Origin of the sequence: Psychroflexus aurantiacus, from assembly GCF_010820555.1 — a bacterium.
GTDB classification, from domain to species: Bacteria; Bacteroidota; Bacteroidia; order Flavobacteriales; family Flavobacteriaceae; genus Psychroflexus; species Psychroflexus aurantiacus.
On the sequence record NZ_JAAIKD010000002.1, the window covers coordinates 135,196 to 149,836 of the forward strand.

Consider the following 14,641-nt stretch of genomic DNA (forward strand, 5'->3'; position numbering starts at 1 on the left):
TGCAAATATACAATCTTATTTAAAGTCAACAAGTTGTTTTCTGGTCAAATTCCCTATTTTTACGTTGTATCTCAAAACTAAACCTATGCGCATTTTTAAACCCTTGGCAATCATATTTTTAACGCTTGTTTTGTTTTCCTGTGATGAAGATTTATCTAATGATTTTAAAATTGTATTCGAAAATGATTCCAAAACTGTAAAGGTTTCAGAAGTGCTTAGAGGATCGATTAAAGCCCTGAAAGATCATGTGGTAAATTCAATAGAAATTAAATTTCAAAATAAAAGTATTCAGGATGTTCAGCTTTCCGAAGACTTTTCAATTGACTTATCTCAAATGAAGCTGGGCGATCATGAATTTCAGGTTATTCTGGATATTGAAGGTGAAAAAGTAAAACTTTCAGAAACGATAAAAATTCTAAATACCAAACGTCCTCAAGTATATACTTACGAAATTGTAAATACCTATCCGCACGACATCAATGCCTATACCCAGGGTCTTGAATTTCACGGAGACACTTTGTATGAGAGTACTGGACAGCGTGGAGAATCCAGTCTTAGAAAAGTAGAGTATACAACAGGAGACGTGCTCAAAAAAGTTGAACTGGATCCCTTTTATTTTGGCGAAGGCTTAACGATATTGGATGGAAAAATCTATCAGCTCACCTGGCAGGCTCAGGAAGGTTTGATTTATGACCTTAAAACAATGGACTTGCTCTCCAAGTTTCCTTATAATGAAAGCAAAGAAGGCTGGGGGCTATGTAACGATGGCAAACACTTGTACAAAAGTGATGGGACAGATAAAATCTGGATACTGAATGCAGAAAGCCTTGAAGAAGAGTTTTACCTTCAGCCCACAACCAATAAAGCGGTTTTGAATCAAATGAACGAACTCGAATGGGTTGAGGGAAAAATTTACGCCAATACCTATCAGAAAGACGGGGTCGTTATTATCAATCCAGAAAACGGTGCAGTAGAAGGCGTGGTGGACTTTAGAGGACTTCGCGATAAAGTTAAGCAGCACTCGAATCTTGATGTTTTGAATGGAATTGCATACCATAAAGACTCTCAGCGACTTTTTGTAACGGGGAAAAACTGGAATAAACTCTTTGAAGTCAGACTTAAAAAAAAATAAATCGGCTCTTCGAACGTTTGAGTTTTTAAGCCAGGTCATGAAAACAGTACCATTATAATAATCCTTAAACACAGTGTGTTATGCTTATAAAGTTTGTGTAAGCATTACAACCAATACACATAAACACATGAAGCATTGCTTAATTATCCTTTTCGTCATAGGTTTGATTTCATTCACCTCCTGTAGGGATGATTTTGAGCTGGAGCCGAGCTTTGGAGCATTGGAATTTTCTAAGGATACCCTTTACCTGGATACGGTGTTTACGAATATAGGCTCAAGCACTTATAAATTTAAGGTATATAACCGAAGTGATCAGGACATTTCAATTCCAAGAATTCAACTAAATGAAGGTCAAGAGTCAAATTTCAGGCTGAATGTCGATGGAGTTTCCGGTAAAATACTTGAGGACATCAATATACTGGCTAAGGACAGTATTTTTGTGTTTGTAGAAGTGACGGCAGACATTCAGGATCTTGCCCAGAATCAGCTTTCTTTCTTATATACAGACCAAATCCTTTTTGACAGCGGACCCAACATGCAGCAGGTCGAACTGGTCACCTTAGTTCAGGACGCTTATTTTTTGTTTCCGGAACGATTTGAAGACGGTTCTACCGAAACACTAAGCCTTGGTCTGGATGGCGAAGGACAGGAAATTCAGATCGACGGGTTTATTTTGGAGGATGAGCATTTGACTTTTACGAATGAAAAGCCTTATGTCATCTATGGGTTTGCAGGAGTCCCTTCAGGCAAGACTTTATCAATACAAGCAGGAGCCAGAGTCCATTTTCATGACAACAGTGGGATTATCGTGTCCAGCGGTGCCTCTATGCATGCCTTAGGCGAGCTAAGTGAGGATCCTGAGCGAATGGAGAACGAAATTATTTTTGAAGGAGACCGGCTTGAACCCGAATTTTCTGAGGTGCCGGGTCAGTGGGCCGCCATTTGGTTAACGCAGGGCAGCACAAATCACAGGTTCGATCATGTGACTGTTAAAAATTCCACAGTAGGTATTTTGATGGATTCCAACGACGGGAGTGATCAGCCTACCCTGACCATAAAGAATACTCAGATTTACAATTCAGCAAACGTAGGATTACTGGCGCGCACAGGATTTATTGATGCAGAAAATCTAATTATCAATAACAGTGGGCAGGTGTCTCTTAACCTATCACTCGGTGGGCGTTATAATTTCAGGCATTGCACGTTCGCCAATTACTGGCAAAATGGATTCAGGCAATTTCCTGCGGTATTGATCGAGAATAATCTTGAAGCAGGAGAAACTTTGTTTGTTTCAGATTTAGTGGAAGCCAATTTCAGCAATTGCATTATTTATGGCAACGAATCCATTGAGCTGATCTTCAACAAAGTGGAGGAAGCTGCATTTAATTATAAATTTGAAAACTGCCTGCTGCGTTTTAATGATACCACTAATCGATTTGCTGACAACGGCTTATACGATTTTCAGAATACGGAACTATTCGAAAATATCATTCTTAATGAGGCGCCATTGTTTTTGAATGCAGAGGACAATCATATGATTATCAGTGATGAATCTCCTGCCGATGGCCAGGCTAATCAGGCTGCGGCCAACAGAGTTCCCTTCGATATTCTCGGAAAAGACAGAACTCAAAATCCGGATTTGGGGGCTTATCAAAGCATTCCGTTTGAAGAATGAAAAAAGGGGTTTCAGAACAGTTTTAAATACAAGTCTTTAGTAGGATTTTTCGTTAATTAATTTTATTTTAAACTCACGACCTGCCTTTGCCAAGGAAACGCAGGCAGGCTCACGATAAGCCAAAAAAAATCACCCTTGGGAGTTAGGCCAGGGGTGATTGTAATGTATTGTAAAGCAGAGATTCCGATATATTTCTTCGGGCTGCTGATTTAACCTTTTACAGTTTCAGCAAACAATGGCTTCTGACTCATCATCTCATGTACCTGTTTTTTGATGGACTCCAGGTATGAGGTGTCTTCAAAATTAGTGATGACCTCATCGATCAAGTCAACGATTTTTTCCATTTCGTTTTCCTGCAAACCTCGTGTTGTAATAGCTGGGGTCCCAATTCTGATACCTGAAGTAACAAATGGCGATTTATCATCAAAAGGCACCATGTTCTTATTCACGGTAATTCCCGCAGCTCCAAGCGCTTCTTCGGCCTGTTTTCCTGAGATATTTTTATTTCGAAGGTCGATAAGCATCATGTGATTATCGGTTCCGCCAGAAATAATTTTATAATCTTTATCCACAAAAGCTTTGGCCATAGTGGAAGCATTTTTAATCACCTGTTTTTGATACTCTACAAATTCTTCTGAAAGTGCTTCTCCGAAAGCTACCGCTTTGGCGGCGATGATATGTTCCAATGGACCTCCCTGATTGCCCGGAAAAACAGAGCTGTCCAGCATGCTGGACATTTTTTTCAGGTTGCCGTTTTTGAGTTTTTCACCAAATGGATTTTCAAAATCCTTCCCCATCAGAATAATTCCACCACGCGGACCACGAATGGTCTTGTGTGTTGTAGAAGTCACAATATGACAATGTTCTACGGGACTTTGCAATAATCCGGCCGCAATAAGTCCGGCAGGGTGAGCCATATCTGCCAGCAAAACGGCACCAACTTCATCGGCGATTTCTCTGAAGGTTTTGTAATCAATTTCTCTGGAATAGGCAGAAGCACCGGCAATAATCATTTTGGGTTTTTCTTTGTGAGCGACTTCCCTCACCATATCATAGTCGATAAGGCCTGTTTCCTTGTCCACACCATAAAAAACAGGATTATAAAGCTTTCCGGAAAAGTTAACCGGAGAACCATGGGTTAAGTGTCCACCGTGCGAAAGGTCAAAACCTAAAATGGTGTCACCAGGTTTCAAACAAATCGAAAACACAGCGGTGTTGGCCTGAGAACCTGAGTGTGGCTGAACATTTACATATTCTGCACCAAACAACTTTTTTAATCGCTCTCTGGCGAGGTCTTCAACTTTATCCACCACTTCACAGCCCCCATAATAGCGTTTACCGGGATAGCCTTCAGCATACTTGTTGGTAAGCACCGAACCTGCAGCATCCAGGACATCCTGACTTGCAAAATTCTCGCTGGCAATCAATTCTAAACCGTTGATTTGTCTGTTTTTTTCTTCAAGAATTAATTCTGAAATGACCTTATCTTTCATCCTTATATTTTAAAGTTAAATATGGTCCAAATTTAACCAATTTGGATGGTTAATACGGTTAAAATAATATATTTGAACTAAGATTTAAGATTAGTTTCAAATCCTAAAACCAAAACCTATGTCCTTAAAAGCTAATGATCCCTCAAGAAAAACATGGCTGGATCTCCCCGATAATACAGATTTTCCCATTCAAAATATTCCTTTTGGCGTTTTCTTGACTCGTGATGATATCATCACTATTGGAACCCGCATTGGTGATTTTGCTATAGATTTAGGCGCCCTGCACCAGCTTGGGTATTTTAAGGATATACCACTTACCGATGATATTTTTTTACAGGATAGTCTCAACGATTTTATCGCCGATGGTAGAAAAACGTGGAGATCTGTAAGAAACAGAGTGGCTGAACTATTCGACGCTAAAAACGATGAGTTAAAATCCAACCAAAAAGATAGAGATACCGTTCTTTTCACTTTAGATGAAATAGAAATGCAGATGCCTGTTCAGGTGGGTGATTACACCGATTTTTATTCCAGCAAAGAACACGCAACTAATGTGGGTAAGATGTTCAGAGATGAAGAAAACGCCTTGCTGCCCAACTGGCTTCACGCCCCTATTGGATACCACGGCCGTAGTTCGTCTATCGTTCCCAGCGGTATCCCAATTCACAGGCCTCAGGGTCAAAAACTGCCTAAAGGAGCCGATGAACCTATTTTTGGACCGACCAGGCATCTGGACTTCGAACTTGAAATGGCTTTTGTCACCACGGCGAGTAACCATCTGGGCGAACCTATTCCTTCTGAAGATGCTGAAAGTTATATTTTCGGCATGGTGCTTTTCAACGATTTGAGCGCAAGGGATTTTCAAAAGTGGGAATACCAGCCTTTGGGACCCTTTTTAGGAAAAAACTTTGGCTCGGCAATTTCACCCTGGATTGTAACTTTAGATGCCCTGGAGCCTTTCCGTGTGGAAGGACCTAAACCCGTCAAGAAACTTTTGCCCTATCTGGAAACCAAAGGCAAAAAGAGCTTTGATATCAGTTTATCTGTAGCTATTAAGCCGGATAATGGCGAAGAAAGCGTGATAACCAAATCCAACTTTAAATATATGTACTGGAATATGAGTCAGCAACTGGCTCACCATACGGTTAACGGCTGTCCGGTAAACAGTGGAGATATGATGGCAAGCGGAACCATTTCTGGTCCTACGCCAGAATCTTACGGATCCATGCTTGAATTATCCTGGGGCGGTTCAAAACCGGTGAAACTCAAAAACGGTCAGGAGCGACGCTATATTGAAGATAATGATACGGTGATTTTACGTGGCTATTGCCAGAATCATGAAGTGAGAATAGGCTTTGGAGAGGTGTCCACCAAAATTCTTCCCGTATTTAAGTCTTAATGCGGAAGGCTTCCATGCCGATTTCTTTTTAGTCAACCCATGTCATTAAACAACATGCCCGATGCTTTTGCATCGGGCATGTTGTTTTAGGTGTCCAAGAATTTGGACTGTTCTTCTTCAGAGGGCATGGGACAGGTTTCCGACTTGCCAAACCACTGGTAGCGATGTCGTGCTACAAAATCGTAAATTAAATCTCTAAACCCTTTCGGCAATACCAAAAACAAGCGAAAGGCCGGATAGAGTCCGCTTAAATCTTTACAGATTTCCAATGCCGCTGTAGATTTTATATAATAGGCGTTTCCGGGATCGATCAAAATGATAGAATCAATTTCTGAGGTGTCGATACCCCGTTCACGCGTTAATTTTTGACCAAGATCACTTTGTAAAGAGGCAAACCTGAACTTATCCTTTTTATCTCTTTTGATAATGAATCTCACTGAAACATTGCAGAAATTGCAAATGCCATCAAATAACACGATTTTTTTATTTTCGGGTATGTCCATTACTTTGCGCGTTTTACAAGTTCAAGCTGCTCTTCGGATACGCTGGTGGTAAACATACCGTAGTTGACAACTGCTTTTCCTTTTTCAAATTTATCGATGGTTCCCACCGCTCTGCCATCCTGCATTCGCACAGAATCTCCTTCTTTTAATTTAGGTTTATCCGGGATTTTAGAAGCCTTTTCTTCTTCCTTAATCTTTTCTTTTTTCTTTTTAGTTCTTATTTTTTCAACCTTCTCCTGCGCTTCTTCTTTTACCTTTTTTTCTTTTTCTCTCTGTGCTTTTTCCTCCTTGCGGGTTTGCTTGACGCGTTTGGAGTTTTCACGCTCAATGATTTTAAGGACATTGGTGTACAGCAGCTTTTTATTTTTGTTATTGAAATACTGCAAACCGATTTTATCGATTTTTTCACCAATACCAATCATACGCTGATTGCTGTCGTACAGCTCCTGGAAACTCTCCAGTTTCTGCTGAATCTTGGAATTGATTTCATCCAGTTTTTCCTGCTCTTTTCGGGTTTCATCCGTTTTCGATCTTAATTCTGAATTGGTTTTAGCTAATTTAGAACGTTCCATCTGTAATTTGGCAATACTCTTATCAAATCTGATTTTGCCGCGCTCCACTTTTTTCTTGGCTCTATTGATTAGGCTGAACGGAATTCCGTTTTTCTGAGCGACTTCAAAGGTAAATGAACTTCCGGCTTCTCCGAGTTTGAGTTCAAATAAAGGCTCCATGGAATAACTGTCAAAAGCCATATTGGCATTGACAATTTCAGGATTTTCATTGGCCATCATTTTCAAATTGGCGTAATGCGTAGTAATGATGCCGTATGCTTTTTTCTCGTGAAATACTTCAAGAAAGGTTTCCGCTAAAGCACCGCCAAGTTCAGGATCTGAGCCGGTTCCAAATTCATCAATCAGAAATAAGGTTTTGTCATCACAGGTTTTTAAAAACTTCCGCATGTTTTTTAAGCGGTAACTATAGGTGCTTAAATGGTTTTCAATGCTTTGGTTATCGCCAATATCAGTAAGAATTTTGTCAAAAAAACAAATCCTGGAATATTCATGAACGGGAACCAGCATACCTGCCTGCAGCATGATTTGTACCAGTCCGATGGTTTTTAAGGTGATGCTTTTACCCCCGGCATTAGGTCCGGAGATGACAATGATCTGCTGAGAAACATTCAGGCTAATGTCCTGGGGATAGGTTTTTTTATTGATTTTATTATGATTAATCAGCAAAAGGGGATGGTAAGCATCTTTTAAATAAATCTCCTTATCGGTTGAGATTTTGGGAAGCAGGCCATCATAAAGCTGAGCATATTTCACCTTTGCTGAAATCAAATCCACTTCACTCAAATACGCCTGGTACTCCTTTAAAAGCTCAACATAAGGCCTTAGGAAATTGGTCAGCGCTTTTAGGATCCTGTTAACTTCCTCTTTTTCCTCATACTCCGCTTCATCCAGTTCTCTCTCAGACTGCTGAGTTTCTTCTGGCTGGATATAGACAATATTTCCAGATTTGGAACTGCCCAGCATGCTGCCTTTCACCTTTTTCTTGTGCATGGCAGTTACCGCCAAAACGCGAACGTTATCGACCACAGATTCTTTTATCTCATCCAGGTAACCATAGCTGCTGTATTTCGATAAAGCTTTAGAGAAGCTGGAATTTATTTTCCCTTTAGCCACATTGATAGCTTTCCGGATTCTAAAAAGTTCCGGAGTGGCATCATTTCTTATATCTCCAAACTTATCGATGATTCGTCGTATCTCGTCTACAATAGCTGTTGTATAGTCTATAGGCTGTGTAGATCTGTAAAGATTGGGGTATAATTCTTTATATTTCTTAAAATAGACGATATGGATATTTACGGTTTCAGAGAGATTCAGAATTTTTCGGAATCCATTCAGCTCCATAACCGATCCCTCTATATTCAAAATTTTAAGCGCTTCATCCACGCTTTCAAAACCATGATTGGGGATTGGTTTTTCCTGTAATGCAGACGACTTGTATTCTTCGGTCTGCTGCAGGTGAAAATGAATGGATTTATAGGTTGAATAGGGGATGAGGTTTAAGGCTTTTTCCTGCCCCTTTTCGGTTATGCAGTAGTGGCTCAACTGAGAGCACACCACAGGAAATTCTAAATCTATTAATGCTTTTTTGCTAATGTTTATCATACTAAAATTCTACATTCGTAGTCTCACAAAAATACGCATAATAAATGGAGGTTCAGATCGAAGCAAATTGGAAAAATATCTTAAAAGATGAATTTGAAAAACCTTATTTTAAGGCGCTTACCGAGTTTGTAAAGTCAGAATACAAGCACTATACCTGTTATCCTAAAGGCTCCGATATTTTTAATGCCTTTGAATTCTGTCCATTTGAGAAAACGAAAGTGGTCATCCTGGGTCAGGATCCCTATCACGGTCCCGGACAAGCCCATGGTCTTTCATTTTCAGTTCCTAAAGGAATCCCCATGCCTCCGTCTCTAATCAATATCTATAAGGAGTTGAAAGATGATGTTGATATTGAAATTCCAGGTCATGGCAATCTCGAAGCCTGGGCTCAACAGGGGGTTTTATTGCTTAATGCCACACTAACGGTTAGAGGAAATGCCGCTGGAAGCCATCAAAATAAAGGCTGGGAAATTTTTACCGATGAAGTCATCCAAAAACTTTCGGAAGAGCAAAAAGGTGTCGTCTTTTTGCTTTGGGGAGGTTTCGCTAAAAAGAAATCTAAGCTTATTGATGCTTCAAAACATCATATTTTGACCTCCGGACATCCTTCACCTTTAAGTGCTAACCGAGGTTACTGGTTTGGGAATCAGCATTTCAGTAAAACGAATCTGCTTCTGGATGCCCAAAATAAAAAGCCAATTGTATGGTGATTACTTATCTGCAAAAATGGACTCTGAATCAGCTTTCTGGCGAGACCAGATTTTTGGAGTATTGACCCTTGGTTTTTCCTTGGAACCCGTTTTTTGAGAACTTCCAGAATCACAACTAAACCTGAGGAGTAGTAAGTTAATCAGGATTAGAACTGCAATGATTGTAATGAAAATCATAGATCACAGGCTTTTAGGACTTATTTAGTTTTCAGTTATTAGACGTAATAGTAATAGTTCGGTTGCTGATGTTATTAAAAAATAAATTCAGAATACGACTTCTCCTGATGGATCAAATTTAAATCTTTGAGACGCTTCTGTGTAAGTATAACGTCGTCTTTTGAAATTTGTTGTTGACTCCATTCTGTAATTGAAAGCCAGTTTTTCACATCCTTCAATTTCAGGTGATAACGTTCAGAAATATTTTCTTCGATATTTGGAAGTGACTTTAAAGTTTTGCTTTTATGATTTAGCGGCTCCAATAGAGTTTCAACCAATTCAGAATGATGTTTTAAAAACCCTTCTGTGGTAACAATGACAAAACACGGCCATGGTGTGGGTTCATCGCCTAGTCTTCTGAAGATGCCTTCGTCTACCAGTGGTTTAGTGGTGAAATGCTCCCAGAGAAAATAATCCGAAGTTCCTTCGGTTAACGACTTTTTTGCTCCGGCCAGGTTTTGAGTGGTTTCGAAATCCAAATGCTCCGTATTCCAGTCTTGGTTATGGGCATGTACATAGGTCATCAGATGAGAACCAGAGCCATACCGACTGATAGCTGCCGTTTGATTTTTTAAATCTTCAATTTTATGAAAATCAGAATGGGCATGCACATGAATTCCCCACATCAATGGACTTTTTACATAGGTCTGGAGAATTTTAAAAGGACTGCCATCACAAATTTCCTTGATCGAGCCTTCGGTGAGCATCACAGCAATATCTACCTCGCCATTTTTAAGCGCTTCACTCATCTCACCCGTGCCTCCGTGAAAATCGGTCCAGGACACATCGATTTGATTTCTTTTAAAATCCCCCTGTTCAATGCATAAATGCCAGGGTAAATTGAAGTGTTCCGGAACTCCGCCAATTTTTAGATTTGTCATAAAAGGATTTTTCTATAGTTGAGAAAGCTTCTCTAATGTGAATTGAATTAAGGAGTCAACCGTTGCCTTTGGGTCTCGACTGAAGTTTCCCGTGGATCTGTTGGCAATTATCGCATTCATAGACAAAGCCCCGTGTCCAAGCAGTTTAGCTAAGGCATAAATAGCACTGGTTTCCATTTCCAGGTTGGTGATCGATTTGTCCTGAAATCTAAAGTCAACCAATTGATCTATAAAATCAGGATCCTGCGTTTTCAGGCGAAGTGTTCTGCCCTGAGGGCCGTAGAAACCTAAATTTGTGCCTGTAAACCCGGGAATCACCTTTTCATCGGTGTTGAAAAGTCTCATCAAATCTGGATCTGCATCCACAATATAGGCATCAGGCTTGCTCGAGGATACCTTCAAATGTGCATGAAGTGCTTTGGTAGCTTCTGTATTGGTGATACCGTTTTTGTAATAATGCAGCAAGCCATCAAAACCAACTCCAGCTTCACTCATCACGAATTTATCCAGTTCGGCATGAGGTTGTATTCCGCCTGAAGTTCCTATTCTTACGATGTTTAGTTTGTGGTGTTCTGATTTAATTTCTCTGGTTTCAAGATCAATATTGACAAGGGCATCCAGTTCGTTCAAAACAATGTCAATATTGTCGATTCCAATTCCAGTAGAGATAACGGTCATTTTTTTACCCTTATAGAAACCGGTCTGTGTTTTGAATTCCCGTTTCTGAGTTTCGAAAATGACTTCGTCAAAATATGAAGTCACTTTAGCCACTCTGTCCTGATCACCTACAGTTATAATTATATCAGCAATATGTTCAGGTTTTAGATTGAGGTGATAAATACTACCGTCTGGATTTAGGATTAATTCTGAAGATGCTATGGGCATAGGTTATAGTTTTGAAGATTGAATCTGAATCTCCAATCTTGTGTTATAGTTTATAGTAATTGAGGATAATACCGGATTAAGACTCTATTAAAATATGAAAAAATGAATTCTTAGTCTAAAATGAATTCTTAGTCTTCTGGATTTATTGAAAGAATCCAGTTCAGCCTCCAACGCGTTTGACCTGAAAGCCGATACCTTTTAATAAATCCATAATCTGGTCTCGATAGTCGCCCTGAATGATGATTTCTTCATGTTTATGACTTCCCCCAACCCCAATCTCTTTTTTAAGGTACTTGGTCAGGTTTTGAAAGTCTTTCCTGGCCCCTGAATAGCCTTTTATCACGGTATTCGCTTTGCCTTTGCGTTTTGAAAATTCGCAGATAAGCGGGTCGGACTGAAGCCAGATATTGAGTTCCTCACTTTTTGAAGCTGTTTTTTCTTCTTCCTGAGGTGCGTGATCCGGAAATAAATCTTTCAGTTGATCTTTAAGATCCATAAGTTATTTTTTTATCAGTCCTATTTCTACCAAACGCTGATGAAGAAACTCTCCTGCAGTTATATCTGTGTATTGCTTTGGATGATCCTTATCGATACATTCTTCGAGACAGTCGAGGCGCATATCGCTTCGGGGATGCAGAAAAAATGGAATGGAATACCGGGGTTTGTCCCACTCTTCCTTAGGGGGATTTACAACCCTGTGAATGGTGGACCTTAATTTATTATTGGTATGTCGTTCCAGCATATCGCCAACATTGATAACGAGTTCGTCTTCTTTTGGTTTAGCATCGATCCATTCTCCATCCTTTCGTTTTACCTGCAAACCTCCGGCAGAGGCACCCATGAGTAAGGTGATGAGATTGATGTCCCCATGTGCACCTGCTCTAACGGCTCCTTTTGGCTCTGATTCGATAGGCGGGTAATGGATTGGTCTTAAAATGGAATTTCCATTTTTGGCCCAGTGGTCAAAATAATATTCGTTGAGTCCTATATAGAGGGCCAATGCTCTTAAGACATAAACCCCTGTCTTTTCTAGCATCGCGTAGGCCTGCATTCCCACTTCGTTAAACCTGGGTAATTCTTCGACTTCAATATTTTCAGGATAGTCTTCTTTTAAATCAGCATCTTCATCCGGTTCTTGCCCAAAGTGCCAAAATTCCTTAAGATCTCCTTCTTTCTTGCCTTTGGCATGTTCTTTTCCAAAAGAAATGTATCCGCGCTGACCACCTAAATCTTCTCTCTCATACTTCTTTTTCGTTTCCTCTGGAAGATCGAAAAAAGCTTTGACCTGAGCATATAGTTCATCTACCAGTTTGTTGTCTAAAAAATGATGATTCAAGGCCACGAAGCCAATTTCTTCGTAGGCTGAACCAATTTCATCGACGAACTTTTGTTTTCTTTTTGGATCTTCAGATAAAAAATCTGCAAGATTTACGCTTGGAATATTTGTCATGGACATGAAAAAAGATTTTGTAGACAAATTTAATGAATTTTATTCAACAAGAATTTTTGGAATCTTAATAATTAAAAGTTTTCATTATGATACATTTGAAATGCTGGTAAAAACACAAGCTATGAAATTTGAGCATCATTCCATCTCCAAAGATCAACACCTCGATTTATTTAAAGGTATTTTGAAACCTCGTCTTATCGAAGAAAAAATGCTTGTGCTTTTACGTCAGGGGAAAATTTCCAAATGGTTTTCTGGCATTGGGCAGGAGGCGATAGCAGTAGGAGTCGCAAAATCTCTAAAGCCAGATGAATATATTTTGCCAATGCATAGAAATCTTGGTGTTTTTACCCAGCGAAACATTCCTTTATATCGCTTGTTTTCTCAATGGCAGGGCAAAGGGAAGGGATTTACAAAGGGAAGAGATCGAAGCTTTCATTTTGGAACTCAGGAGTATAACATTATTGGGATGATTTCTCATTTGGGGCCACAATTAGGTGTGGCAGACGGCATTGGTTTAGCGCACAGGCTTAAAAACGAAAATGCTGTGACTGCCGTTTTTACCGGGGAAGGCGGAACCAGTGAAGGTGATTTTCACGAAGCCCTCAATGTTGCTTCAGTATGGCAACTTCCAGTCTTGTTTTGTGTTGAAAATAATGGCTACGGACTTTCAACTCCAACCCATGAACAGTTTAACTGTGAACATATTGCAGACAAAGCTTTAGGTTATGGGATGGAATCGCATATTATCGATGGAAATAATATAGTAGAGGTATTTACTAAAGTCAATGAAATTGCAGAAAGCGTAAGGCAAAACCCGAGACCGATTCTACTTGAATTTAAAACTTTTAGAAGAAGGGGGCACGAAGAGGCAAGTGGAACCAAATATGTGCCGGAGGAGTTAATGAAACACTGGGAAAAACTAGACCCGGTGGATAATTATGAACTTTTTCTCCTGGAATCAAAATTTTTGACCAGAAAAGAAATTTCTTCACTTAAATCAGAATTGAAATCTGAAATCGATGAACATCTTAAGTTGGCCAACGAAGAAGTGGAAATCGAGGCTGATGAAGCTATAGAATTACAGGATGTTTACAAGCTCCATGAGTTTGATAACCAAAAGCCGTCTTCTCAAAAAACTGAACTTCGCTTTATCGATGCTATTTCTGATGGCTTGAAACAAAGCATGGAAAAATATGAGGATTTGGTCATTATGGGTCAGGACGTAGCAGAATACGGTGGCGTTTTTAAAATCACGGATGGTTTCGTAGAAAAATTTGGAAAAGACAGGGTTCGGAATACGCCTATATGTGAGTCGGCTATCATTTCAGCAGCCATGGGACTATCGATTAAAGGTATAAAATCGGTAGTGGAAATGCAGTTTGGGGATTTCGTGACTTCCGGATTTAATCCCTTGGTGAATTATCTGGCTAAAGTGCATTACCGCTGGGGCCAGAATGCCGATGTAGTCATACGTATGCCTTGTGGAGCCGGAGTTGGAGCGGGCCCTTTTCATAGCCAAACCAATGAGGCCTGGTTTACCAAGACCCCGGGCCTGAAAGTGGTTTATCCTTCATGTCCTCAGGATGCAAAAGGCTTACTGGCCGCCTCTATAGAAGATCCTAACCCGGTTTTGTTCTTTGAGCATAAGGCTTTATACAGAAGCATAAGGGAAGAAGTTTCAGACGACTACTTCACGCTTGAACTGGGAAAAGCTAACCTGATCCAGGAGGGGAATGACCTTTCGGTTATTACCTATGGTGCTGCCGTTCACTGGGCTAGGGAGGTTTTAAAAGAACATCCGACTATATCTGCAGATCTCATCGATCTAAGAACCTTATCTCCTTTGGATGAAGAAGCGATCTTCGAATCTGTTAAGAAAACGGGTAAAGTGATCATCCTTCAGGAAGATTCTGTATTTGGAGGCATAGCTTCAGACATTTCCGCTCTTATTTCAGAGCATTGTTTTGAACATCTGGACGCTCCCATTAAACGCGTAGCAAGTTTACCGACGCCCATTCCTTTTGCTAAAAATCTGGAAGACCAGTATTTGGGTAAATTGAAATTTGAAGAGGCCTTGATAAGATTAAATAAATACTAAAAAAGCCTTAAGGCCGAAATATTGA

The 14,641-nt window shown here is 40.0% G+C and carries 13 protein-coding genes; 5 read left to right on the forward strand and 8 right to left on the reverse strand.

The annotated features are described in order from the left end of the window. Positions 1 to 85: 85 nt before the first annotated feature. Positions 86 to 1,132: a glutaminyl-peptide cyclotransferase gene (locus G3567_RS03275; protein WP_164003900.1), complete on the forward strand. Its 1,047-nt coding sequence runs from the start codon at positions 86 to 88 to the stop codon at positions 1,130 to 1,132. A 127-nt stretch (positions 1,133 to 1,259) separates the two neighbouring features. After that, the gene (locus G3567_RS03280) at positions 1,260 to 2,807 is read left to right on the forward strand and encodes a hypothetical protein (RefSeq protein WP_164003901.1); all 1,548 of its coding nucleotides are present in this window, start codon (positions 1,260 to 1,262) and stop codon (positions 2,805 to 2,807) included. 209 nt (positions 2,808 to 3,016) lie between these two features. Here G3567_RS03280 and G3567_RS03285 read toward each other — a convergent pair whose 3' ends face one another. After that, positions 3,017 to 4,300, reverse strand: coding sequence for a serine hydroxymethyltransferase (locus tag G3567_RS03285; protein WP_164003902.1), 1,284 nt, complete (start codon positions 4,298 to 4,300; stop codon positions 3,017 to 3,019). Between the two features lie 118 nt (positions 4,301 to 4,418). Between G3567_RS03285 and fahA the strand changes: the two genes are divergently transcribed. Further along, positions 4,419 to 5,699: a fumarylacetoacetase gene (fahA, locus tag G3567_RS03290; RefSeq protein WP_164003903.1), complete on the forward strand. Its 1,281-nt coding sequence runs from the start codon at positions 4,419 to 4,421 to the stop codon at positions 5,697 to 5,699. An 86-nt stretch (positions 5,700 to 5,785) separates the two neighbouring features. Here the strand turns inward: fahA and G3567_RS03295 are convergent, their stop codons facing one another. Both G3567_RS03295 and G3567_RS03300 read right to left on the reverse strand, forming a co-directional pair. Continuing rightward, positions 5,786 to 6,202 (reverse strand): thiol-disulfide oxidoreductase DCC family protein, encoded by a 417-nt coding sequence (locus G3567_RS03295; RefSeq protein WP_164003904.1) that lies wholly within the window; start codon positions 6,200 to 6,202, stop codon positions 5,786 to 5,788. After that, the gene (locus tag G3567_RS03300; RefSeq protein ID WP_164003905.1) at positions 6,202 to 8,376 is read right to left on the reverse strand and encodes an endonuclease MutS2; all 2,175 of its coding nucleotides are present in this window, start codon (positions 8,374 to 8,376) and stop codon (positions 6,202 to 6,204) included. Before G3567_RS03300 ends, G3567_RS03295 begins: the two co-directional genes overlap by 1 nt. 44 nt (positions 8,377 to 8,420) lie before the next feature. On the opposite strand from G3567_RS03300, the gene G3567_RS03305 reads away from it, so the two are divergent. After that, a complete protein-coding gene (locus G3567_RS03305) occupies positions 8,421 to 9,086 on the forward strand; it encodes a uracil-DNA glycosylase (RefSeq protein ID WP_164003906.1) in 666 nt (221 codons plus the stop codon). On the opposite strand, the gene G3567_RS13320 is transcribed toward G3567_RS03305, so the two are convergent. The 5 genes from G3567_RS13320 to G3567_RS03325 form a co-directional block, all read right to left on the reverse strand. Continuing rightward, complete coding sequence (locus G3567_RS13320) at positions 9,087 to 9,263, reverse strand: hypothetical protein (RefSeq protein WP_205521169.1); 177 nt, start codon at positions 9,261 to 9,263, stop codon at positions 9,087 to 9,089. A gap of 74 nt (positions 9,264 to 9,337) precedes the next feature. Continuing rightward, entirely contained in the window at positions 9,338 to 10,183 is an 846-nt protein-coding gene (locus G3567_RS03310) for a substrate-binding domain-containing protein (RefSeq protein ID WP_164003907.1), read from the reverse strand. Positions 10,184 to 10,195: 12 nt separating this feature from the next. After that, positions 10,196 to 11,068 carry a nucleoside phosphorylase gene (locus G3567_RS03315; RefSeq protein ID WP_164003908.1) on the reverse strand — a complete coding sequence of 291 codons (873 nt, stop codon included), beginning with the start codon at positions 11,066 to 11,068 and terminating at the stop codon, positions 10,196 to 10,198. Positions 11,069 to 11,228: 160 nt separating this feature from the next. Beyond that, the gene (locus G3567_RS03320) at positions 11,229 to 11,564 is read right to left on the reverse strand and encodes a translation initiation factor (protein ID WP_164003909.1); all 336 of its coding nucleotides are present in this window, start codon (positions 11,562 to 11,564) and stop codon (positions 11,229 to 11,231) included. 3 nt (positions 11,565 to 11,567) lie between these two features. Then, the gene (locus G3567_RS03325; RefSeq protein ID WP_164004297.1) at positions 11,568 to 12,518 is read right to left on the reverse strand and encodes an isopenicillin N synthase family dioxygenase; all 951 of its coding nucleotides are present in this window, start codon (positions 12,516 to 12,518) and stop codon (positions 11,568 to 11,570) included. 121 nt (positions 12,519 to 12,639) lie between these two features. Between G3567_RS03325 and G3567_RS03330 the strand changes: the two genes are divergently transcribed. After that, the gene (locus tag G3567_RS03330; RefSeq protein WP_164003910.1) at positions 12,640 to 14,616 is read left to right on the forward strand and encodes an alpha-ketoacid dehydrogenase subunit alpha/beta; all 1,977 of its coding nucleotides are present in this window, start codon (positions 12,640 to 12,642) and stop codon (positions 14,614 to 14,616) included. Positions 14,617 to 14,641 lie beyond the last annotated feature (25 nt).